General features: G+C 65.9%; 22 protein-coding genes. 12 read left to right on the top strand and 10 right to left on the bottom strand.

The features are described 5' to 3' along the window. The first annotated feature begins 423 nt into the window (after window positions 1-423). From ACLIVD_RS21695 to ACLIVD_RS21705, 3 genes are all read left to right on the top strand, one after another. Window positions 424-1,371, top strand: a complete 948-nt coding sequence (locus ACLIVD_RS21695) for a hypothetical protein (protein ID WP_283336761.1) — start codon at window positions 424-426, stop codon at window positions 1,369-1,371. A 460-nt stretch (window positions 1,372-1,831) separates the two neighbouring features. Then, window positions 1,832-3,304 carry an aldehyde dehydrogenase family protein gene (locus tag ACLIVD_RS21700; protein WP_283336760.1) on the top strand — a complete coding sequence of 491 codons (1,473 nt, stop codon included), beginning with the start codon at window positions 1,832-1,834 and terminating at the stop codon, window positions 3,302-3,304. A 70-nt stretch (window positions 3,305-3,374) separates the two neighbouring features. Then, window positions 3,375-3,872 carry a hypothetical protein gene (locus ACLIVD_RS21705; RefSeq protein WP_283336759.1) on the top strand — a complete coding sequence of 166 codons (498 nt, stop codon included), beginning with the start codon at window positions 3,375-3,377 and terminating at the stop codon, window positions 3,870-3,872. Between the two features lie 33 nt (window positions 3,873-3,905). Here ACLIVD_RS21705 and ACLIVD_RS21710 read toward each other — a convergent pair whose 3' ends face one another. Further along, a complete protein-coding gene (locus ACLIVD_RS21710) occupies window positions 3,906-4,826 on the bottom strand; it encodes a S1C family serine protease (RefSeq protein WP_283336758.1) in 921 nt (306 codons plus the stop codon). A 336-nt stretch (window positions 4,827-5,162) separates the two neighbouring features. Further along, window positions 5,163-5,780, bottom strand: a complete 618-nt coding sequence (locus ACLIVD_RS21715) for a TetR/AcrR family transcriptional regulator (RefSeq protein WP_283336757.1) — start codon at window positions 5,778-5,780, stop codon at window positions 5,163-5,165. Window positions 5,781-5,929: 149 nt separating this feature from the next. Here ACLIVD_RS21715 and ACLIVD_RS21720 point away from each other — a divergent pair, with 149 nt between their 5' ends. The 4 genes from ACLIVD_RS21720 (at window position 5,930) to ACLIVD_RS21735 (ending at window position 9,109) form a co-directional block, all read left to right on the top strand. After that, window positions 5,930-7,390 carry an FAD-dependent oxidoreductase gene (locus ACLIVD_RS21720; RefSeq protein ID WP_283336756.1) on the top strand — a complete coding sequence of 487 codons (1,461 nt, stop codon included), beginning with the start codon at window positions 5,930-5,932 and terminating at the stop codon, window positions 7,388-7,390. Between the two features lie 10 nt (window positions 7,391-7,400). Then, complete coding sequence (locus tag ACLIVD_RS21725) at window positions 7,401-7,601, top strand: hypothetical protein (RefSeq protein WP_349307468.1); 201 nt, start codon at window positions 7,401-7,403, stop codon at window positions 7,599-7,601. Window positions 7,602-8,138: 537 nt separating this feature from the next. Then, a complete protein-coding gene (locus ACLIVD_RS21730; protein ID WP_280780205.1) occupies window positions 8,139-8,282 on the top strand; it encodes a cupin domain-containing protein in 144 nt (47 codons plus the stop codon). A 59-nt stretch (window positions 8,283-8,341) separates the two neighbouring features. Beyond that, window positions 8,342-9,109, top strand: coding sequence for an AraC family transcriptional regulator (locus tag ACLIVD_RS21735; protein WP_491930635.1), 768 nt, complete (start codon window positions 8,342-8,344; stop codon window positions 9,107-9,109). Window positions 9,110-9,324: 215 nt separating this feature from the next. Here the strand turns inward: ACLIVD_RS21735 and ACLIVD_RS21740 are convergent, their stop codons facing one another. The 3 genes from ACLIVD_RS21740 to ACLIVD_RS21750 all read right to left on the bottom strand — a co-directional run bounded on the left by ACLIVD_RS21740 (window position 9,325) and on the right by ACLIVD_RS21750 (window position 11,644). Further along, on the bottom strand, window positions 9,325-9,831 hold the full coding sequence (locus ACLIVD_RS21740; protein ID WP_283336754.1) for a polyketide cyclase: 507 nt from the start codon (window positions 9,829-9,831) through the stop codon (window positions 9,325-9,327). A 925-nt stretch (window positions 9,832-10,756) separates the two neighbouring features. Next, window positions 10,757-11,095 carry a YciI family protein gene (locus ACLIVD_RS21745; RefSeq protein ID WP_283334968.1) on the bottom strand — a complete coding sequence of 113 codons (339 nt, stop codon included), beginning with the start codon at window positions 11,093-11,095 and terminating at the stop codon, window positions 10,757-10,759. A gap of 108 nt (window positions 11,096-11,203) precedes the next feature. After that, window positions 11,204-11,644 (bottom strand): VOC family protein, encoded by a 441-nt coding sequence (locus tag ACLIVD_RS21750; RefSeq protein ID WP_283334969.1) that lies wholly within the window; start codon window positions 11,642-11,644, stop codon window positions 11,204-11,206. A gap of 719 nt (window positions 11,645-12,363) precedes the next feature. Between ACLIVD_RS21750 and ACLIVD_RS21755 the strand changes: the two genes are divergently transcribed. Together ACLIVD_RS21755 and ACLIVD_RS21760 are read left to right on the top strand one after the other, a co-directional pair. Continuing rightward, entirely contained in the window at window positions 12,364-12,825 is a 462-nt protein-coding gene (locus ACLIVD_RS21755) for a MerR family transcriptional regulator (protein WP_491930637.1), read from the top strand. A gap of 106 nt (window positions 12,826-12,931) precedes the next feature. Then, window positions 12,932-13,972: an NAD(P)-dependent alcohol dehydrogenase gene (locus ACLIVD_RS21760; protein WP_283351926.1), complete on the top strand. Its 1,041-nt coding sequence runs from the start codon at window positions 12,932-12,934 to the stop codon at window positions 13,970-13,972. A 73-nt stretch (window positions 13,973-14,045) separates the two neighbouring features. Here the strand turns inward: ACLIVD_RS21760 and ACLIVD_RS21765 are convergent, their stop codons facing one another. The 5 genes from ACLIVD_RS21765 to ACLIVD_RS21785 all read right to left on the bottom strand — a co-directional run bounded on the left by ACLIVD_RS21765 (window position 14,046) and on the right by ACLIVD_RS21785 (window position 18,085). Next, window positions 14,046-14,213 (bottom strand): hypothetical protein, encoded by a 168-nt coding sequence (locus ACLIVD_RS21765; RefSeq protein ID WP_283352186.1) that lies wholly within the window; start codon window positions 14,211-14,213, stop codon window positions 14,046-14,048. A gap of 209 nt (window positions 14,214-14,422) precedes the next feature. Beyond that, window positions 14,423-14,887 carry an MFS transporter gene (locus tag ACLIVD_RS21770; RefSeq protein ID WP_491932910.1) on the bottom strand — a complete coding sequence of 155 codons (465 nt, stop codon included), beginning with the start codon at window positions 14,885-14,887 and terminating at the stop codon, window positions 14,423-14,425. 51 nt (window positions 14,888-14,938) lie between these two features. Then, complete coding sequence (locus tag ACLIVD_RS21775; RefSeq protein WP_095870919.1) at window positions 14,939-16,204, bottom strand: IS256 family transposase; 1,266 nt, start codon at window positions 16,202-16,204, stop codon at window positions 14,939-14,941. A 48-nt stretch (window positions 16,205-16,252) separates the two neighbouring features. Then, the gene (locus ACLIVD_RS21780) at window positions 16,253-17,164 is read right to left on the bottom strand and encodes an MFS transporter (RefSeq protein ID WP_491930638.1); all 912 of its coding nucleotides are present in this window, start codon (window positions 17,162-17,164) and stop codon (window positions 16,253-16,255) included. A gap of 30 nt (window positions 17,165-17,194) precedes the next feature. After that, window positions 17,195-18,085, bottom strand: a complete 891-nt coding sequence (locus ACLIVD_RS21785; RefSeq protein ID WP_491930639.1) for an SMP-30/gluconolactonase/LRE family protein — start codon at window positions 18,083-18,085, stop codon at window positions 17,195-17,197. Between the two features lie 333 nt (window positions 18,086-18,418). Here ACLIVD_RS21785 and ACLIVD_RS21790 point away from each other — a divergent pair, with 333 nt between their 5' ends. From ACLIVD_RS21790 to ACLIVD_RS21800, 3 genes are all read left to right on the top strand, one after another. Continuing rightward, complete coding sequence (locus ACLIVD_RS21790; protein WP_283351923.1) at window positions 18,419-19,486, top strand: LacI family DNA-binding transcriptional regulator; 1,068 nt, start codon at window positions 18,419-18,421, stop codon at window positions 19,484-19,486. A gap of 152 nt (window positions 19,487-19,638) precedes the next feature. After that, entirely contained in the window at window positions 19,639-20,973 is a 1,335-nt protein-coding gene (locus tag ACLIVD_RS21795) for an MFS transporter (protein WP_491930640.1), read from the top strand. Continuing rightward, window positions 20,970-21,983 carry a ketopantoate reductase family protein gene (locus ACLIVD_RS21800; RefSeq protein ID WP_491930641.1) on the top strand — a complete coding sequence of 338 codons (1,014 nt, stop codon included), beginning with the start codon at window positions 20,970-20,972 and terminating at the stop codon, window positions 21,981-21,983. The genes ACLIVD_RS21795 and ACLIVD_RS21800 overlap by 4 nt, the downstream gene beginning before the upstream one ends. Window positions 21,984-22,011: the final 28 nt, after the last annotated feature.

The raw sequence follows: 22,011 nt of genomic DNA on the forward strand, positions 1-22,011 counted from the left end.
CGGGCGTTCTCACGTGAGGCAACGAAGGGGCTTACGCGGGCATTTTGGATGAGTCAACGCGCTCCCTGGACTTCCGCGCCCCGGCTCACGAAGATCACTAATGCGCCGCTCGTTACTACGCGCGGTTTGTCCGTGTAGCGCCCCTGCCAGCTGACACCGATCGTTGGCGGGGGCTGCGCTTGGCTGCGCCACAAGATATCCGGCGTCGCCACGCTCGCGGACTCCCCATTGCCGGCACGATCCTGGCCAACGTTCCCGGCCACCGAACCAGTCACCGTCGCCCGCAATCGCGTCCTGCTCACTCCTGCCCGCATACCGCCGTGCCTCGCGCCCAACACCCGTCCACGTTTGCCCGGTACGCCGCCGGGGGATGCTCCCGGGAAGGGCGACCCCGTCGTCGAATCACGCGAGAGAGGCAGTTCGATGAACGCTGTCACGACCGGCATCGTTGCAGGTGCCGCAGGCACCACGATGCTCGACGCCGTCACTTACCTGGACATGGCGATCCGCGGCCGCCCCGCAAGCACCGTTCCGGAGAAGACGGTCGAGTCCGTTGCGACCGCTCTGGGCGTCGCGATACCGGGACGCGGTGACACGCTCGCGGCGCGGCGGTCGGCGTTCGGTGCGCTCGGTGGGATAGCCGTCGGCACAGGACTCGGCGTGGCCGCGTCCCTCGTCCGCCGCGCCGGCGCCCACCTGACCCCGGCCGCCGGAACGATCGGGATCGGTCTCGCCGCGATGGCAGCCACCGACATCCCGATCGCCCTGCGCGGCATCAGCGACCCGCGGCAGTGGACCGCCCAGGACTGGCTCAGCGACCTCGTGCCGCATCTCGTCTACAGCGCCACCGTCACCACAGTCCTGCGGCAACAGGACGAGGCGACGGGGCACCGGAGGGGCCGGGCGGCGGAACGGTCGAGCACTGCCCGGTCGGCCGTGATCGGCGTGGCCAGCGGTCTCCGCAGTTCCACGGGCATCGCGGCGGCACTGCTGTCGGGTGCCCCGGGCTCGGCGCACCGGGCCCGCGTCGTTGGCGCGACGGCGCTCGTCGGCGGCGAACTGGTGGCCGACAAGAACCCGAACGTACCGTCGCGCCTCTCCCAGCCCGCGCTCACCGGACGCCTCATCGCAGGCGGCGGAGGCGCCGCGGCGCTGGCCCACCGCGACCGGGCCGACACGGCGTCGGCCCTGATCATCGGAACCGTCGGTGCCCTCGCCGGCTCCTACGGCGGCGCGTGGTGGCGGCAGTGGGCCGGCCGGCGGATGCCGGACTGGCAGGCCGCGCTCGCCGAGGATGCTGTGGCGCTCACCATGGCGGCGGCCGCACTCCGACGTCCCGCGCGGTCCTCGTCGGTCAGTGCGTCGAGGTAACGCCGCGCCATCCGCCGCACAGGGCTCCGCTTCACGGTCTGATCGTCGATATCCCGCATCGTGACGTCGGACCCAACCGGTCATTCGTCCGAACGAAGCTGACACGTTCGGCGCTGGAACCAGCAGCTCGACACCGTAATTCCGTTCTCGGGGAACATCGTCCGCCGAGCAGCGGGGATGGATCGACCACCTCGTATTCCTAACGCTCGACCCGAAATCGCCGTTGTCCTCCGGTTGGGGGACAACGCATTCATCCTCCACTGGGCCCGGCCGGCGGACAGACGGCTGAGCTGCGGCGAGTCATTGTTATCAGGCGCCGGAAACGTTCCGACGCAAACCAGTCAGGACCCGGGATGCGAGAGCGGTGCAACACAGGACGCCATCGCAAACCCGAAGGCCACCCGCCGAATCCGATACCCAACCCTTCCCACCTTCTGCAGCAGCCGACCAGAGGAGCACCATGGAGAACACCCAGAGGTTTTACATCGACGGCGAATGGACCGACCCGATCGGCACCGACACGCTCGACGTCGTCAACCCTGCGACAGAAGAGATCGTCGCCACCATCGCGCTGGGCGACGAGAAGGACGTCGACCGCGCCGTCATGGCCGCCCGCAGAGCGTTCGACGGTTACGGGTCGACGACACGTGCCGACCGGATTGCGTTACTGGATCGGATAATCGAGGTCTACGGGCGACGGATGGCGGACCTGGCGTCGACGATCACCCAGGAAGTGGGGGCACCCACTTCATTGGCCACGACCGCTCAGGCACCGTCCGGCCTGGTGCATCTCACAGCGGCCGTCGATGCGCTGCGCGCGGTCGAATTCGAGGAGAGGATCGGCACGACGACGGTGGTGCATGAGCCGGTCGGCGTGTGTGCGTTCATCACACCCTGGAACTGGCCCGTCAATCAGATCGCCGCGAAGGTTGCGCCCGCGCTGGCCGCAGGCTGCACGATGGTGTTGAAGCCGTCCGAGATCGCGCCCCTCAATGCGATCATCTTCGCGGAGATACTTCATGAAGCAGGAGTCCCTGCCGGAGTTTTCAACCTTGTCCACGGTGACGGACCTACCGTCGGAGCCGCACTCTCGATGCACCCCGACATCGACATGGTCTCGTTCACCGGATCGACGCGTGCCGGCGTCGAGGTCGCTCGGAACGCTGCGACAACGGTCAAACGCGTTGCACAGGAGCTCGGCGGCAAGTCGGCGAACATTGTGCTGGACGACGCGGACTTCGAAAAGGTCATCACCCGAGACGTGCTGGGTGTGGTGGTCAATTCGGGCCAGTCCTGCAATGCTGCCTCGCGCATTCTGGTTCCGTCCGACCGCATGAACGATGCGATCGCGATCGCGAAAGCCGCCACCGCGTCGATCGTGGTCGGACAACCCGAGGCCGAGGGGACGACCGTGGGACCGCTGGTGTCACAGACACAGTTCGACAAGGTGCAGCGCCTGATCCAGACCGGCATCGAAGAGGGCGGCACACTCGTCGCTGGTGGAGTCGGTCGCCCGGCAGGACTGTCCACCGGCTACTTCGTCCGGCCCACCGTCTTTGCGGACGTGACGAACGATATGACCATCGCGCGCGAGGAGATCTTCGGCCCGGTCATGATGCTCATCGGCTACGAGGACGAGGCCGACGCAATCCGCATCGCGAACGACACCGCGTATGGGCTGTCCGGGATGGTCTCGTCGAGCGATCCGGAGCGGGCGCGGAATGTGGCCCGACAGCTGCGGACGGGAATGGTTCACCTCAATGGTGCTCCGCTGGCCTTCGATGCGCCGTTCGGCGGCTACAAACAGTCAGGCAACGGCCGGGAGTTCGGCAAGTTCGGCCTGATGGAATACCTCGAGGCCAAGACGATCTTCGGCGACAACGACGAACCAGGACCGGCCGTGAACAGCGGCCGCCAGAGTGTCCGGGAATGAGTAACGCGGAGGCTGCGGGATGTGACCGCAGGTCTCCGGCACGAATGCAAGAAGAGACGGGAGACTGATCGTGAATGCGATCATGTGGATGGGCGTGGCCGGAATCGTGGGCACGGCCCTCTCACCGTGGATAACCGAACGCATGCGCAGCAAGACTGCGCGCCGAGACCAACTCGTGAAATTGCGGCTCGCGATCTACGCCGACCTGCTGCGAGCGACGGCCCGCCTCGCCGCAACCGCAACGACTTCGGCTGCATCGCACCCGAATGACGCGGACGAGATCGGCGGCGACGAGTTCGATTCCCTGCTCAGCCAGGCGCGGGTCGTCGCCAGCGATGACGTTTACCGACGACTCAACGAGCTGTCGCAGCTCACTGGGACGTTCAACCGGCACCTCGTGAAGACCGAATCGCGCCCGGCCTTCCCCTATCGGCAACACCTGCACGACGGCGTAATGAACGACCCGTTGCGCCTCCAGCATCGGAGAACACTGACCGATATCGCGGGCGGTATCGCGGTGGCTCACGGGAAAGTCCAGGACGCGATCCGGCACGAGATGAATCGGTGACCGTCGATCGGATCCCACGTCGCCGTGTGGTCGTCAGGCCGCGAGCTCACGAGGACGTGCGAACACGTCCACCAGCGCACCGTTGCGCCACACCGTGATCTCGATCTGCCGGTCGATCGCATCCTCGACCATCAACCGCTGGACGGCGGTCGTCGTCACGATCGGCTTGCCGTCGAGTTCGACCATGATGTCTCCGCGCCGCAGCCCCGCCTCGGCGGCCGGGCTGCGCGGGGAGACACCGGCAACCTGCAAACCGGTCTTCGACCCGATCCGCCCCTGCAGCTTCGGAGGCAGCGGAACCTGCATGCCCGCGATCCCCAACCAGGCCCTCCGCACCCGCCCCGCCGATACCAACGCGGCGATGATCTGCCTCGTCGTCGAGTTGATCGGCACCGCCAGACCCACCCCCATTCCGGCCACAGCGGTGTTCACCCCGACCAGCCGGCCCGCACTGTCGGCCAACGCGCCACCGCTGTTCCCCGGATTCAGCGCCGCGTCGGTCTGGATCACCTCATCGATCACCCGCCCCGACTCCACCGGCAACGAGCGGCCCAACCCGGACACGATGCCCGCCGTCACACTGCCCGCCAGACCCAGCGGGTTCCCCAACGCGACGACCAACTGCCCCACCCGCAGCGACGCGGCGTCACCCAATTCCACCGGAGCCGGCACATCACCCCGAGCACGCAGCACAGCGAGATCGGACAACGGATCGCGCCCCACCACGTCGGTGCGGACAACAGTTCCGTCGGTGAATGCCGCCTCGGCCCCGCTCGCTCCCGCCACCACGTGCGCACTCGTCAGCAACAGCCGGTCATCGGTGATCACACTCGCGCTGCCCGAACCGCTCCCCCGTGACGTCCGCACAACCAGGCTTGCCACACTCGGCAACACCGTATCGGCAACCGAGATCACCGTCCTCGAGTAGCCGTCCAACTTCTCCAGTTCGCCCATACCCACTACAGCGCCGGCACACGACCACCTATGCCCCTGTTCGCTCCCAGCTGACCACCCGACGAAACACTCCGCCCGTTTCCTCCACGAGCGCTGACATCCCCGATCGTGACACCACTGCGCGACGTGCCGATGACACTATTGCGAATCAATTACCAATTACTGCGAACTGCACCGACATACGACTGCCGTCCGGGCCGGAATCGCCCGTCGACACCGGCGAGTAGATGCCGAGGGCGCGATCCTCCTGGATCTCCAGCGTGCACGGTTCCACCGGCGCCGCCAGCCCCGCAGAAACACCGACCCGGCGTGACCGTGCGGTAGGAGGCCGACCACTCACCGGCAGAGGCTGCGTTCGGCGGCGGCGATCAGGGTGCGGGAGACGTCGTCGACGGGGAGATTCCGCCCGGTGTACAGCTGGTCGAAGCTGTCGAAGCTCGCCAATAGCCAGAGCAGGTCTGCAGCCTCGTCGACGGTCACCTCCGGCCGCAGAACCTCCTGTTCGGCCAGTCGCTGGGCGAGGTGCGCCATCCCGCCGGCCCGGTTCTCCTCGATCCGCGCGATGGCCCCGCCGACGGCATCCGCGTCGAGTTGGGCCATCGAGAACAGTGCCCGGAAGACGTCGCGGTGGGCCGCGAACACCCGGACACCGGCGTCGATCCCGCCGCGCAGGTGCTCCCGCGCGTCCGGGTGCTCCACCGCATCCACCACCGCCTGGAACCCTGCCCGGTGCCACCACAGGTCCGTGGTGAGGGCGTCGAACAGCCCGGCTCGTGACCCGAAGACGAGGTAGACGGTGGAGCGGGAGACACCCGCCGTCCGGGCCACCTGCTCGACACTCACCGGTGTGGACGGTGCTCGTCGCAGCCGGTCATAGACCGCGTCGATAATGCTGCGGCGCGTTTCCTCGGCCGCCTCCGCGCGCAGGCGCTGCTCGTACTTCCTGGTGGCCACAGCCGTCACTTTAACATTTTCACTTGACACATCGTCTCGTGAAGTTCAGACTGTTAATCGAGAGACATATTGTCCGGCGAAATCGAGACGAGCCCGCCGCCCTCCCCTGACGTCGAGACAACGAGCCTTCGGACGAAGGAGCTGACGTCATGAACAGCCCGACCACACCCACCCGTCCGCCGACACCCCGGGCGTCCACGCCTGTACTCGTGGTCGGAGCGGGCCCGGCGGGTCTCACCACGGCAATCACACTGGCTCGCCACGGGATCGAGGTCATCGTGGTGGAGCGGCGTCCCGCCCTGTCGGGGCTACCACGGGCGGCCTCCATCAGTACCCGCACGATGGAGCTGTTGCGTTCCTGGGGGCTGGAGCAGGAGGTCCGCGCGGGCGGGGTCGAGGTCGAATGGAAGCAATGGGTCGGTCCCACGCTCAACGCTGCCGGTGACACCCACCTGACCAGCTTCCCGACCCGAGAGCAGAGCGCGGTCCTCAGCCCGACCGCTCCCGCCTCGGTTCCGCAAGATCAGCTCGAGCCGGTGCTGCTGGACCATCTGCGCTCGTTCGGCACCGCGCGGGTGGAGATGGGCACCGAAGTGGTCGGCCTCGAGGACCGGTCCGATGACGTCCAGGTGACGCTGCGCGACGTCGAAACCCGCGAAACCCGAATCGTCCACGCCCGCTACCTCGTCGCGGCGGACGGAGCGCGCAGCACGGTGCGCGATGCCCTCGGGATCGTGATGCGTGGGCCGGGGCGTCTGTCCCAGGCAATCGGGACCGAGTTCCGTGCCCCACTGTGGGAACTACTCGGCGACCGCCGCTACTGCATCTACGCCGTCACCCACCCCGAAGCCGCGGGAGTCTTCGTCCCCGCCGGCCACGGTGACCGATGGGTCTACGGCGTGGAACACGAACTCGCGCAGTACTCTTCGCCGAAGCCGACGAGGGACCAATCCGCCCGCCTCATCCGGCTCGGCAGCGGACTAGCCGACCTGGCGCCGAAAATCGAACGCATCGGGACGTTCACCTTCGCCGCGCAGCTCGCGGACCGCTGGCGGGAGGGCGCCGCGTTCCTCGTCGGCGACGCCGCGCACCAGATCACGCCACGCGGGGGCACCGGCATGAACACCGCCATCCAGAGTGCCTACGACCTCGGGTGGAAACTCGCCTGGGTGCTCCTCGGCTGGAGCGGACCGCAGCTACTGGACACCTACGAGGCCGAACGTCGACCGGTGGCCGCACACAACGTGGCCCGATCGGCCGACCCGCGCGGCGGGGCTCGACTCGCCGCACACGAACTGCCCGCGGACCTCGGCGGCCGAATCCCGCACGTCTGGTTGCGCTCCCGAGCCCACACTGTGTCCACCCTCGATCTACTCGGACCCGGGCTGACGTTGTTCACCACCGACCCGAGCGCGACCTGGCAGCGCGCAGCTCGCTCCGTTCCCGGGCCTCCGCTCGTCGTCCACGACCTCGACACCATCACCGCCCGCGGAATGGGCATCCCCCGCGGCGGGGCACTCCTGGCGCGCCCGGACGGGGCCCCCGCCGGATGGTGGCCGTCAGGCACCGAACCGGCCGCGGCCCTCCGCCACGCGGAACGAGCTCGATGAAGCTCCGCTCTTGAAGCGCGGCAATCGCTTCGACTTCGACAAGCTGGTCCGGGTAGCCGAATACAGCAACGCCGAGCAGTGCGCAAGGCACGTCGTGGTCGCCAAAGGGGCGCTCACGACCGCTATCGTGGCGCCGGCCTCATCGAGCGGGCAGGCACCAGCGGTGAATACAAGCCTGGATGGCTACTGGATCCTCGCCGCGTACGTGTAGGGCACGTTGGCCGTCAACGCCGACGATCGAATCAGCGACGTGCATGTCGCCGGTCACGGTCACAGTGTCGCCGAGCGCCGTCACCGGCCTCACTTGCCCATCGTGTCGGATTGGGAACTGGTCCCGGCTTCGGCTAGTGACACCGGCGAGGTCCGGACGACGTCTCAGTCGCGGCGGTTCCGAGCTAGTCGGGTGCAGGGACGTGGTGGTGTACGAGGTTCGCCCGGCTTCGGGCGCAGGGAGCATTCGAATTACGTTGCGCACCTTGGTTGGGCATGACCGCAACCGAGAATGAGTAGGCCACCCCGGCGACGAGGGCCATCGCCGGCAGCGCGACGCCGAGCACCAGAGCACCGGTGTGGGCAGTTCGTTGTGTGCAATCTCGGTCATGGCGGATCCCGGTCGTGATTGGGTGATGTACCTGCCGTCCACTCTGCGGGACCAGAGCCGGTGGAACAATGCTCGCCCGTCGCTCACTCATGCCCGTTCGTCCAGAGTCCGTGGACGCGCGCACGTGCGGGGCGCCAGACTGGGCCCATGCGAGGAGTGGATCCCTGGACCACACCCGATCCGCTGGGCGAGGCGCTGCACGCCCTGCGCATGGCGGGCACCTTCTACTGCAGGTCCGAGCTGACCGCTCCATGGGGGCTGGACCTGCCGCCCGAGCCCGAGTCGATGTGATTCCATGTCGTCAACGCCGGACGCTGTCGGCTCGAGGTGGACGGCGACGATCCCCGGCAGTGCCGCACGGCCAGGGGCACCTGCTGCTCAGCGAGCCCGGGGTTCCGGCCCCGCGGGTCGACGGGCTGGCATACGACTACGCCAGCGATCGTTATGCGATCTTGCGGCACGGCGGCGGCGGGGCACCCACGAGCATCGTGTGCGGCACCGTCCGCTTCGGGCACCCGGCAGCCCGCAACCTGGTGGCGCTGCTGCCCCGCACGATCGTCATCGAGGGATCGCCCGGGTCGGCGTCGCCCGGGGCTGACTGGATGCGAAACACGCTCCGGCTCATCGTCGCCGAGAGGCGGCAGCTGCGGCCGGGCGGCGAGGAAGTGCTCACCCGGCTGTCGGACATCCTGGTGATCCAGGCCATCCGCTCGTGGATCGCCGACGACCCGGCGGGGCAGACCGGCTGGTTGGGAGCCCTGCAGGATCCCCGCATCGGCCGGACCATGTCGCTCGTGCACCGCGATCCGGCCCAGCCCTGGTCGGTGGCCTCGCTGGCGCGGGAGACGGCCATGTCCCGGTCAGCCTTCGCGGCCCGATTCACCGAACTGGTGGGCGAGCCGGTGATGGCGTACGTGACCCGGTGGCGGATGCAGGTGGCACTGGACTGGCTGCGGACCGACGACGTCCCCGTCGCGGTGCTCGCCGCCCGCCTGGGCTACGCTTCCGAAGCGGCATTCAGCCGCGCCTTCAAGCGCGCCGTCGGCATTTCCCCCGGCGCCGCTCGCCGGTCACCGCCCGACACACTGCGCGAGAGCCCGCACCTCGCCCCGGCCTGACCCCACCGGCGGGTTCTGCTGTCCTGAGGGCCGGCGCGACCACTCGTGCTGCGGATGCTGATTGGATCGAACATCGCCGCTCCCGTGATGACGACTTGCTCGGCTTCCTGCACCCGCCAAGCGGGGACCAGGGCAACATCCAGAATAGGAGCGGAAGCCACGGTCGACTGCGTCCGGTGACCGATCCCTGCCGGTGACAGTGCTTCAGTTCCCCGTCAGGCCAACGGGGCTCTGTTCTGCTCGGCCAGCCGCTTGAGATTGAGCAGTTGACGGCGGGCCATGACGAGGTCGCCGACGGAGATCAGTGGCGCGAGCCAGCGGCCCTTCGCCATGACGACCTTCAGCAGCAGGCGCGTCGAGTCGCCGTTCGGAACGAGCACGTACGACATCACCGCACCCATGATCCCGCCGGTGAGCTGTTCCGCCGTGGAGACCGAGAGGATGCGCCCGAGGGGACGATTCCCCGAGGCGGTGAAGTGCTGACCAGCTGCGGGTTCCGGCAATGCGCGCAGCTGCCGTGGCGATCGGCGCCCGAAATTGTCGATCCAGTCGTAGGAGTACGGCGCCAATCGGATCTGCGCCACCCACGGCCACAGGCCGTCGGGCGTGCTGTGCACGGTGACGCCTCGCCAAGCCTGCAGCACGGGCACTGGGACCAGCTCGTCGCACGGGTAACGACGGGCAACCTCGTCATCGGTCACGCCCCATCGGTCACCGATCATCACAAGTCCTTCCGTCGAAAGCAGATCCGTCTCCGGAACACATAGCAACGCAGCGGATTCGGCCGTCCAGATTATTCGCAGAGGTCTCCGATACTGCACATGACCGTGCCATCGCCGGGGCTAACCCAGACGCCGCACCCGTTCCGGACCTCTGGCTTCGGCAATCGAAGCGGGTTACGGCTCGCAACGGGCCAAAATATGTGTTCACACCCCGTAAACCAGTCCTGCGCCGCTTCGGCAACTCGTGCGGTGATCGTGGCGAGATCGACGTCGACCGGGGTTCCGAAACCATGGCTTCCTCCGTGTCCGGTCTCGAGCCCAATTGACCAGCCCCCAAAGACTTTGGTCTCGTCGACTACAAGCCAGCTCATCTCACCGAGCCAGCTCAGCTCCTCGTAGCAGCGGGTGTCACGCCCCACGGCGTGACATGCGCTTACGAAGTGGGGAGGTGCACCAGCAGCGTTGTCTTCCTCGCCACAGAGTTTCAGGTTCCATGATGGGGTCGCCAACGGATGCAACGGGGGTCGTCGCGATTCTTTCGAAGCCATTCTTCACCCTCTCAACCGGCTGTTGATCGGTCAACGTCACCGCCTTCATGCCCGCTACCTGTCCCGGGTGGTGCGTCGGTGAGCGGACACGATCCTTCACCGGGATCACTCCGTCACCGGCCGGCCGAGTAGAAGATTGGCAGGTAAACGTTCGTGACGATGATGCAGTATCGACTTATGTCTCCGACGATCGGAACCGGCGTAGTGACAGGTCCGAGGCCGATCTCTGGCCACTTTGCGATGAGGGGTAGATCCTCCGTATCGGGGTTGTAATGCGTCGGCGTAAACACCTCTGGCTACCACGACAACCGCGATCGTGGAGCGCGCGTGAAAGGCTAGCTAGGACCGTCCCGCTGCCTGCGTGACGGAGAGTGCGGCTACTCAGGCAGCGTGTCGCCCGGGAAGCCGAGGCACGGGAGGACCTCGCAGGTCATGATTCCGGCCTGCACACACGGGTCGGCGGCCATGATCTGCCGCGCCCGTTCAAGGGGCTCAGTCATGATCGCCACGCCGGCAAAGGTGTCAGAGATGACGGGACAGAGGATCGCGATCACACCTTCGGCGCGTAACGACACCATGCGACGTTGGTGTTCAAGTTCAATCGCCCCGGCTCCGTCCTGATATCGGTCCGAGCTCCAACGAAGCTGAACCAGACTAAAGGGCTTGGCGGTCGCGGCCAGGGCTTGAATCTGGTCGTCAGTCACGTCCGAGCTCATCTCGTTCACCTCCCACCTTTTGGCGTTCGACCTCGATCAAACCCACGACCCGCTCCTGATTTCGCCCGTACGGTGCTCGAACAGCCACACGTGGCACGCTCACGCGCGTCAGCCGATCTGCTCGAAAAGGGACACGATGATCCCTTCGGGCCCACGCACGTAGGCCATCCGCACGCTGTTCTCGTACTCGCCGATGCCGCCGATGAGCCCGTACCCGTCCGCAGCCACCGCGTCAACGGCCGCCTGGAGGTCGCCGACCTCGAAGGACACGTTGCGCAGCCCGAGCTCGTTGGCCATCGCCGTGGGCGATCCGGGTTCGTGGTCGGGCGTGACGAAGGCCGCGAGCTCCAGCCGGGACCCTCCGTCGGGCGGCCGCAGCATCGCGATCTCACAGTGCGCGCCGGGGATACCGCAGACGGTCTCCACGAACTCGCCCTCGACGGATCCGGTGCCCTCTAACTCGAGGCCCAGTCCGACGAAGAACGCCGTTGCCGAGTCGAGGTCCGCGACGGTGATGCCGATGTGGTCGAAACGTTGTACGTGTGCCATGGGATCCATCCTCCGGTTGTTGTCTTGTGTTGTCTTGCCGATTCGATGCTGGGACGGAGCCGGTGCCGGGATCTCGACATGTTCTTGCCGCAAAGCTGCGGTCAGCCCAGGGTTTCGAAAGATCGTTCGGGACGACAGGTTGCTGTCGCGGCTGGAAGACGCGGGAACGCCCCTGGTGCGTGACGGTCCCCGTGAACCTCTCGCGGCCTTTCGTTGAGTGCGTGTCCCCTACTGGCATCTGAGGGTCGAAGCCCATCCTCAAAATGCCGTCCTGACGCGTAATCGATCGGTCCACACGCCCGATCCCGCCAGTACCGTGCGTGTCGCTGGCCGTGCCGCCGGAGCAGAAGGGTGAGTCGCGGTAGTTGATCCGTCACCGGCAAAGCGGGGTCACCGGTGGGCATCTTGTGAACAAGTGGCTCGTAGTGCGCGAGAATTCGACAATGACGAGGTCGGACTCAGAAGAGAACCGGTCAGACCCGGGTCTGGTTCAGCTCAGCTCCCGCGCTGTCCACCCCTCAGCAGTCTTGGCTGCACCTTCACAGTCGGAGCGGTTCGATGCCGTATGTGCCGGTGTAGGCGTCGTGCAAGGTGGCCGGTCGCCAGCGAACTGATCGTGTACCTGGCAACGAGCGCGCTGATCTGCCGAGGTCGGGGAAGACGGGTGTGACTCATCCGACCTTTGACTTCAAGTACTTGAAGTTCCTAGCGTCGATGGTGTGAGTGCACAAACCACCCCACGCGACTACACGATCAAGGACGCGGCCGCCCTGACCGGACTTCCGGCCAGCACACTGCGCTACTACGAGTCGGTCGGGGTGATCGCGCCGATCAGCCGCGGGGAAAGCAGTAAACACCGGGTCTACGACGAGAACGACCTGGGCCAGCTGTTGGCCGTCGCATGCCTGGCAGCGACCGGGATGTCGGTGAACGATATGAAGGAGTACGTCGCCAACGGGCAACTCGGGGCCGAGGCCGCCCCCGCACAAGTCGCGTTGCTGACCGAACGCCGGCAGCAACTTGCACGCGAGGCCCAACAGATCGCCCTTCGTCAACGCTACGTCGACCTCAAAATCGACTACTGGCACGCGATCGACGCGGGCGACGAGCACCATGCCGCGCTCCTCGGTGCCGAGGCGAGCGCACTGGCCGACGAACTCCACAACACCAAGAAGCGATAACCCCACCCAATTCGCCCGGTGCGCCCCTCGACTGCTGCGCCACCGGTTACTCAGCCCTGCCCTGCTCACCACCACTGTGACCCCCAGAGAAGAAGGAAGATCTGCCATGCGTGTCAACGCGTACGCCGCCCCCGCCGCGGGCCAGCCGCTGGTCCCCACCACCATCGAGCGCCGCGACGTCGGCCCTGACGACGTCCTCATCGAGATCCAGTACGCCGGCATCTGCCACTCCGACATCCACACCGTCAACGGCGACTGGGGCCCGCAGCCCTTCCCGGTGGTGCCCGGCCACGAGATCGTCGGCATCGTCACCGAGGTCGGCGCCGACGTCACCCGCCACAACGTCGGGGACCGCGTCGGCGTCGGCTGTCTGGTCAACTCCTGCGGTCACTGCACCAACTGCCAGAGTGGCGACGAGCAGTACTGCGCCAACGGCATGGTCCCCACCTACGCCGGCGTCGACCGCGACGGCACCACCACCCAGGGCGGCTACTCCACTCATGTCGTCGTCGACGCCGATTACGTCCTTTCCGTACCGGAGAGCCTGGACCCGGCCGCCGCAGCTCCGCTTCTGTGCGCCGGCATCACTACGTACGCCCCGCTGCGCCGCTGGGGTGCCGGTCCCGGCAAGAAGGTCGCCATCGTCGGCCTCGGCGGGCTCGGGCACATGGCCGTCAAGATCGCCCACGCCCTCGGCGCCGAGGTCACCGTGCTCTCCCAAACTCTGAAGAAGCAGGAGGACGGACTGCGCCTCGGCGCCGACGCCTACTACGCCACCTCCGACCCCAACACCTTCGAGCAGCTCGCCGGCCGATTCGACCTCATCATCAACACGGTCAGCGCCAGCATCGACCCCAACGCCTACCTCGGCCTGCTCGCCGTCGACGGCACCCTGGTCAACGTCGGCGCCCCAGCCGAACCGCTCAGCCTGAACGTGATGTCACTGATCGGCGGCCGCCGCAACTTCGCCGGATCGATGATCGGCGGCATCACGCTCACCCAGGAGATGCTCGACTTCTGCGCCACCCACGGCATCGGATCCGAAGTCGAGGTGATCCCCGCCGACCGAGTCAACGAGGCATACGAGCGGGTCCTCGCCTCGGACGTCCGATACCGGTTCGTCATCGACACCGCCACCCTGAACTGACCCCACCGTGAACGCCCGCCGCAGACAAGTTCCGGCGGGCGTTCACCCACACCACAAAAGTGCACGGCGGGAATCAGTTCGGATCCCACGGCGATTGTTCGAGACTGTTGAGCTCATCGAGAGCCTGGTCGACGGCGGTGGTCAGGATCCGGAAGTCTGTGCCCTCCCACGCCTGGAGGCGGTCCCGTACGTAGGCGGGCATGGGAGTCACGCACGAGAATTGCTGCAGTTCGTCGCTCACGTCCTCATCCTGGGGCGAGCGGTTTGCGACCAGGATTCTTGCCCCACGGCGGCGTTGAGGAGAGCTGGTAACACCCGCGGCGCCGAGAACGGATCTCTTGTCAACTTTCCGGCCCTGTGCCGAGCAACTGCGCCGCACCATCTCCCCTGGTCCGCTCAACCAGCTGGCGCGGGAATCTCGAAAGTCGCCAGCGCACAAGCGAATCCCGGTCATTGGGCCACCGATTCTTGTGATGCACTCTCATCATGCTGCGCCGAATCATGTTTCGGCCTTTCGGTGAAGAGCTGGAGCAGCACCCCGAACAGGGCGCAGCCAGACATGACGAAGAAGCAGACGATGTACCCCCCACGCTCACCCCATCCACCGCTGAGAGAGATCAGTTTGCCCATGAAGAGCGGTGCAATACCTCCGCCGACGAACATTGCCGTGGTGATGATGCCGTTTGCGGTGGACACGGCGCCTTCTGGTGCGGCATCAGAGGCGGCTGCGTAGTAGATCGGCCACACAGCGTTAGCGACCAGACCAAACGCCAACTGGATGAGGACAACCAAGAGCGAGGATGTGGCGAGGTAGAAGCAGGCCACGCTGACAGCCATCCACATACCGCACACCACGATGGTGGTACGCCGGCCGATGACATCGGACAGGGTCGGCCACAGCACCTGCCCAAGAATGCCGGTGAGGGACTGTCAGAACATCGGTGGATCCAGTTCTGGCGCATGAATCTAGATCACAGTTGGGGTGATACGGCCTTCGAATGTGATAGCAAACGCATTGAGGGCCGGCTTCCACCTCGTCACCCATCGTGCCCTTCCCTTACCCGTGGGGTCCAGCGCCCGGGTGGCGAGGTAGAGACACTTGAGCGCGGCCTGCTCGCTGGGGAAGTGGCCCCTCGCCCGCACCGACCGCCGGTAGCGCGCGTTGAGGGACTCGATCGCGTTCGTCGAGCAAATGACCCGGCGAATCTCGGGGTCGTAGTCGAGGAATGGCACGAACTCGCTCCAGGCGCTTTCCCACAGCCGGACGATCGCCGGATACCTCGGTCCCCATTTGCCGGCGAACTCGGTGAAACACTCCTTGGCCGCGGTCTCGTTGACTGCGGTGTATATCGGTCGCAGGTCCCGTGACATCTCGTCCCAGTATTGACGGGACGCATAGCGGAAGGTGTTGCGCAGGAGGTGGATCAGGCAGGTCTGCACTACCGTGAGTGGCCAAACGGCCGTGATCGCGTCGGGCAGCCCCTTGAGTCCGTCGCAGACGGCGATGCACACGTCGGCGACCCCGCGGTTGCGGATTTCCGTCAGGACGGCGAGCCAGAACTTGGCCCCCTCTCCGCCGTCACCTGCCCATAGTCCGAGGATCTCGCGTTCCCCTGCGGTGGTGACGCCGATGGCGACGTAGACGGGTCGGTTGGCGACCTGGCCGTCGCGGATCTTGACGTGGATGGCGTCGATGAACAGCACCGGATACACCAGGTCGAGGGGACGGACAGACCATTCGGTCATCTCCGTGAGGACCTTGTCGGTGATCTTGCTGATGGTCTCCTTCGAGACCGAAGCGCCGTAGACGTCGTCGAAGTGGGCCGCGATTTCGCCTGTGGTCAGGCCTTTCGCCGAGAGGGACAAGATGATTTCGTCGACCCCGGTCAGGCGTCGCTGCCGTTTCTTGACGATCTGCGGGTCGAACGAGGCGTCGGTGTCCCGTGGCACCTGGATCTGTACCGGCCCGATCTCCGTAAGCACGGTCTTTGTCCGCCGTCCGTTGCGGGAGTTCGCTCCGTTTCTCCCCTCGACCTGGTGTTTCTCGTAGCCGAGATGCTCGTCCATCTCGGCTTCGAGTGCGGTTTCGAGGACGTTCGCGGTGAGCTGGTTGAGCAGTCCGTTCGGGCCGACCAACTCGACGCCCTCGGCTTTGGCCTGGGCCAACAGTTGTTGGGCCAGCTTCTGGTGGTCAATCTTCGACTGATCCATGGGATCCAGTGTTTCGGTCATCGTCTTGCCTTCTCGCCAAGAGAACTCGGCGTGTCGGCCAGATCCAGTTCAACCGTTATCCCGACAGTCCCTGCCGGTGAGGGCGAATACGACACTGAGTCCGGCTGATTCGGCTAGTGACAGTCCGACGACGTTGTACAGATACGCCGGGAGGACAACGTTGACGCCCATGTAGACGATCTGGGTCAGCATTGTGGTGAGTGCCGTCAAGTTGATGTTCCGGTTCCGGAAGCACGCTGCGGTAGGTCCCCGTTCGCCGTTTGCGCGTACCTGAACCTGGTCGCGGTCCGGCGGGGTCAATCCCTGCGCGGAAATGTGCTCGTAGAGAGTGTCGATCTTGTCTGCGGTGGAGTACCGACCCCAGAAAATCATCACTGGTACTGCGATCATCAGGCCCAGAAACAGCGTGTACGACCAATTCGCGGGACCGAACATGGCCAGCACAGCGGCGGCGGAGAGGCCGCTGAGAAGCGACCCGATCGGGTATCCGGTGTGGTGCACGCCGAGAGCAAAGCCTCGGCGTTCTTTCGGCCACCATTCGGCGGTGTTGCTGATACCCACCGGCTCACCCCAGCCTGCACCGAGATTGACGCCGACCCGCAGGATGATGAAGGCGATGAGGTGCGAGCTCGCCGCCTTGAACCCGGAGACGAACGACAGGGCCGTGTATCCAATGACGAGAGGTACTTGGAACCGGGCACGTCTCCAGCCGCCGCCGTACTTGTCACTCAGCGTCGATCCGGGAATCGCCAAGACGGCGAGAGAGAGCATGATCAGCGAGGCGATCACGCCCCATGCTTCCGGGCTGAGGTCGAACTGCTCGGAGATCGTGGGTCCCAGGCGGAGAATGATCTCGCGGTCGTACGCATTGAGGATCCAGATCAGCCAGCACACGGCTAGTGAGATCCAGGAGTATTTGTGGGTGTTGCGCAGCGATCCGCGTCGTGAGGGGCGTGCCATGAGGTGTCCTTGGTCTGTGCGTGCTCGGCGCTATGCGCCGAAGCGGTGTTCCCGGACGCCACGTACGCCGAGGCCGTGGATGGCGAACAGGGATCCGCGCAGTTGTCCGTCGTCGGGGAATCTGGGCAGCGGCGGTTTCGCCATCGAAGTGACGAACAGGGTGTCGAGGTTCGGTCCACCGAACATGACACTGGTCGGCTTGAGTACGGGGAAGTCGATGGTGCGGTCGACCGTTCCATCCGGCGCGTATCGGATGATTTTGCCGCCGTAGACCAGGGCTTGCCAGAGGTAGCCGTCCGCGTCGACGGTCGCCCCGTCCGCCGCGCCGCCGAAACTGGTGTCGACGTGGGCGAAGGTGCGGCGGTTGGCGACTTCACCGGTGGCGAGGTCGTAGTCATAGGCCCAGATTTCGCCGGTCCAGGTGTCGGAGAAGTAGAGCGTCCTGCCGTCCGGGCTCCAGCACGGTCCGTTGGAGACGGTGATGCCCTCGTCCAGGACAGCGAGGGATCCGTCGGGGCTGTAGCTGTAGAGCCTGCCGCTGGGCGAATCTTCGAGGGTGTCCATCGAGCCGAAGACGAAGCGGCCGGCCCGGTCCACCTTGCCGTCGTTGAGGCGGTTGTTCGGCAGGCCCGGTTCGGGATCGACCAGGGCGGCGAGGTGGCCCGTCTGCAGGTCGAGGTTCCAGAGCCCGTTTTGCAGAGCGACAAGCGCGTTCGCGCCATCCTGGCACACTGCCATGGACCCGATCTTCTGGCCGACCTCCCATGCCCGGATGTGTGATCCCTGTGCCGTCGAGCGGAAGATTCTGCCCTCCGCGCTGTCGATCCAATAGAGAAGTTGCTGCTCGACATCCCACAGCGGTCCCTCGCCAAGCGTGGTCTTCAGATCTGCGACGACGTCGATGCTGAAACTACTGCGCATGGTCGTACTCCTCGGCTCTGACGGAGTCCTGACCGTAGCGATGTCGGGCATGGGCTGCTCCATTTCATGGGCGGTAAAAAGGCAGGGCGCGGACGGTGCGCCACGAGCGGCGCGGGGAAGAACGCTAGAAGCACCGGTCAAGTTCAGCAACGTTAAGTTGTGACGTGCATCATTCGCGAACCGTCTGACCCTTGCCGTCACTTCGGCACGCTCTGCATGCGCGGTCACGGCCCCTCCAACGGGCGCCAAGGGAGTCTTTCAACTTAACGTTGCTTAATGATTCGGGTCACACTTAACGTCGATGTATCCGATCAGTGAGGAGGAGGTGAACCAGTGAGAACAGCCAATGTAGGCAGCGGCAGGCAGCGGCCCCCTCGGGTGTCCGCGGCCGATGTCGCGCGTGCGGTCGGCGTCTCGCCGGCCACCGTCTCCTACGTGATGAACGGGCGATCGGGGGTGTCGGAGGAGACTCGGGAACGGGTTCTCGAGGTCGCGGAGGAGCTCGGACACACCTCGAGTGCCCGCGCGAACCGTCTCCGCTCGCATCAGTCCCGGGTGATCGGGCTCGTGCTGACCGATATCGCCAACCCGTTCTATACCGAGATCGCGGCGGGGACCATCGACGCCGCCCGCGCCCGCGGGTACGAGGTGTTCCTTGCCCACACGCAGGAAGATCCCGACACGCTGCGGTCCGTCGTGGACGCGATGATCGCACGGCACGTCGACGGTGTCGTGGTCACCGTCCTGCACCCCGACGACGGTGACGTCGTCCGGTCGCTGCGCAGCGCCCGTATCCCGCTGATCCAGCTGTCCCGGCGCATCGAACGGGTCGAGGCCGACTTCGTCGGAATCGATGACCGAGCTGCGGCGTCGGAGATGATGGAACACGTTGTCGGGCACGGGTATCGGGACATCGTCACGATTGTAGGGCCGCGCACCTCGAGTGCGTCTGCCGCCCGGGAGGAGGGGTTTACACGTACTGCCGAAGCTCATGGCATTCGCAGTATCGCCTCGCATCGCATCAGCACCTACCTCAGTGAGCAGGGCGGTTATGCGGCGGTCGAAAAACTCCTCGCGCACAAGGCCCTCCCGAGGGTGATCGTCTGTGGCAGCGACGCTATTGCGCTCGGCGCGATCAGCGCCCTGCGTGCGCACTCGATCACCGTGCCCGGTGATGTCGCCGTCACCGGTTTCGACGGCCTCTTCCCCGGAGCCTCCCCGTTGGTCGAATTGACCACCGTCAACCAGCCGCGGCGAGAGATGGCCGAGCAGGCTCTCGAGCTTCTCACCCGCCGGATCGACGGTGCCGGGGGCTCGTACCAGTCCGTTCTTCGCGCCCACCAACTCCGCATCGGTATCACCTGCGGATGCCCACGAAAGGATCCCACGGCCACCCCCTAGTGGCCGGGCCCGCCTCCCGAGCGTGCCAGAACCAACTTCATTCCCCACCCGGACTGTCGTTTCTCACACCATCCGGGGGTCCTCCCGACCGAGTTCTCCGGAGCGCTCCGCTCACGGGGACCACCTCTCGACACCCTGAGAAGGGCTTTGCCATGTCTGAAAACCACACTCCGGCGGCCTCCGCGCCTCCCGGTGAAGAACTGAACAGGCTCATCTTCCGCAAACTGATGCCGCTGCTGATCGCCGCGTACATCATCGCGTTCATCGACCGCACCAACATCGGCCTGGCCAAACATCATCTCGAAGCCGATCTGGGAATTTCCGCCGCCGCATACGGTTTGGGTGCGGGATTGTTTTTCCTCGCGTATTCGCTGTGCGAGGTGCCGAGCAACCTCATCATGTACCGAGTCGGCGCCCGGCTGTGGATCACCCGCATCATGGTCACGTGGGGTCTGCTCTCGGCGGCGATGGCATTCGTCGAAGGTCCCACCTCCTTCTACATCCTGCGAGTGCTTCTCGGTGCGGCCGAGGCGGGGCTGTTCCCCGGCGTGATGCTCTACCTCACCTATTGGTTCGGCCGGGAACAACGTGCCCGCGCGAACGGGTCGTTCCTGGTCGCGGTCTGCCTGGCAAACATCCTGGGAGCGCCCATCGGTGGCGCACTGCTCGGATTGGATGGGCTGTTCGGCTGGCACGGCTGGCAGTGGATGTTCGTCCTCGAGGGAATTCCGGCAGTGATCCTTGCCGTCGTGGTGTTCAAATACCTGCCCAACGGTCCTCTCGACGCGAAGTGGCTCGACCCGAAGCAGGCCCGCGACCTTACCGCCCGTCTGGCCAAGGAACAACAGGAGGGCGCCGCCGCCTCGGGCACGCACTCGTTCGCCGGCGTCTTCAAGGACAAGCAGATTCTGCTGGTCATCGCGGTGTACTTCACGCATCAGATCGCGGTCTACAGCCTCACCTACTTCCTACCCAGCATCATCGGCGAGTGGGGGGAGATGTCGGACCTGACCATCGGGTTGCTCACCGCCCTCCCGTGGGTGGCGGCGGCGATCGGCACCCTCGTCCTGCCCCGGTACGCCACCGACGGTCGACGCTCCCGCAAGATCCTCTTCGGCGGAATGACGTCCATGGTCGTCGGATTCACGATCGGTGCCGTCTCGAGCCCGGCACTGGCCCTGGTCGGATTCTGTATCGCGGCCGCCACCTTCTTCGTCGTCCAGTCGATTCTCTTCGCCGTGCCCGCGTCCCGCCTCGCCGGCGCCGCCTTGGCGGGCGGATTGGCTTTGGTCAACACCCTCGGCATCCTCGGCGGCTTCGTGGGCCCCTTCGCGATGGGACTCATCGAAACGGCCACCGACAACCCGTCGGCAGGGCTGTGGTTCGTCATCGCCCTCGTCGCCGTCGGCGCCGCGGTCAGCCTCAACCTCAAAATCCAGGACCCCCAGATGAACGGCAACAAGAAAGAAAGCCAGGTCAAAGCATGAATGAGCGCATTCTCATCGTCGGCGCGGGGGCCATCGGCGGAGTCACCGCCGCCCATCTCGCCCGCGCCGGCCACGACGTCGTCGTACTCGACGCCAACACCGAACACGTCCAGCTGATGAACTCCCCCGGTCTCCGGTTCGACGAACTCGGCGTCACCTCGCACATCACGATCGCTGCCGTCGATACCGCCGACGACCTCGAGGGACGCTTCGACTACGCGCTCGTCACCCTCAAGGCGCCCTATCTGGATGTGGCACTGACCCCACTCGTCCGTGGCGGCCTGGTCGACACCTACGTCTCTCTCGGAAACGGGCTGGTACAGAACAATGTTCAGGCCATGGTCGGCGCGGATCGGTTGGTCATCGGTATTACCGAGTGGGGCGCGACGAACCTCGGCGCCGGTCATCTCGCCCAGACCACCGTCGCACCGTTCGTCGTGGGGGAGGTCGACGGCCGCAGTACCGAACGCATCGAGCGCCTGGCTCGTATCCTCGGCGCGGCGGCCGAGGTGCACATCTCCCACCGCATCGTCGGGCAGATCTGGTCGAAGCTGCTGCTCAACAGCACCTTCTCCGGACTCGGTGCGGTCACCGGACTGCTCTACCGCGACATCGTTTCCGATCCGCTCGGGCGGGAAGTCGCCTACCGGCTGTGGACCGAGGCATACGACGTCGCGACCGCAATCGGTGTCGATCTCGACGAGATCGTGGGCGTCCGGCCCGAGCAGCTCGTGGTCCGGTCCGGCGACGACCTCAGTCGCGCCGACGCCGCACTGGCCATCCTGATGAACCGACTCGGGGCGACCAAGGCATCGATGCTCCAAGACCTCGAACGCGGCGCGGCTACCGAGGTCGACGTCATCAACGGCGGCGTCGCCGCGACCGCCGCATCCGCCGGTATTCCCAGCCCGCTGAACACCCGCATCGTCGAGCTCGTGCACGACTGCGAACGCGGCCTCCGCACGCCGGGCCGCGACACCCTGACGGCGCTGGCCACCGTTCCCGCCTGACAACACCGCCACCACCCGCCCTACCCAA

The sequence above is a fragment of the Rhodococcus sp. G6(2025) genome, assembly GCF_058628105.1.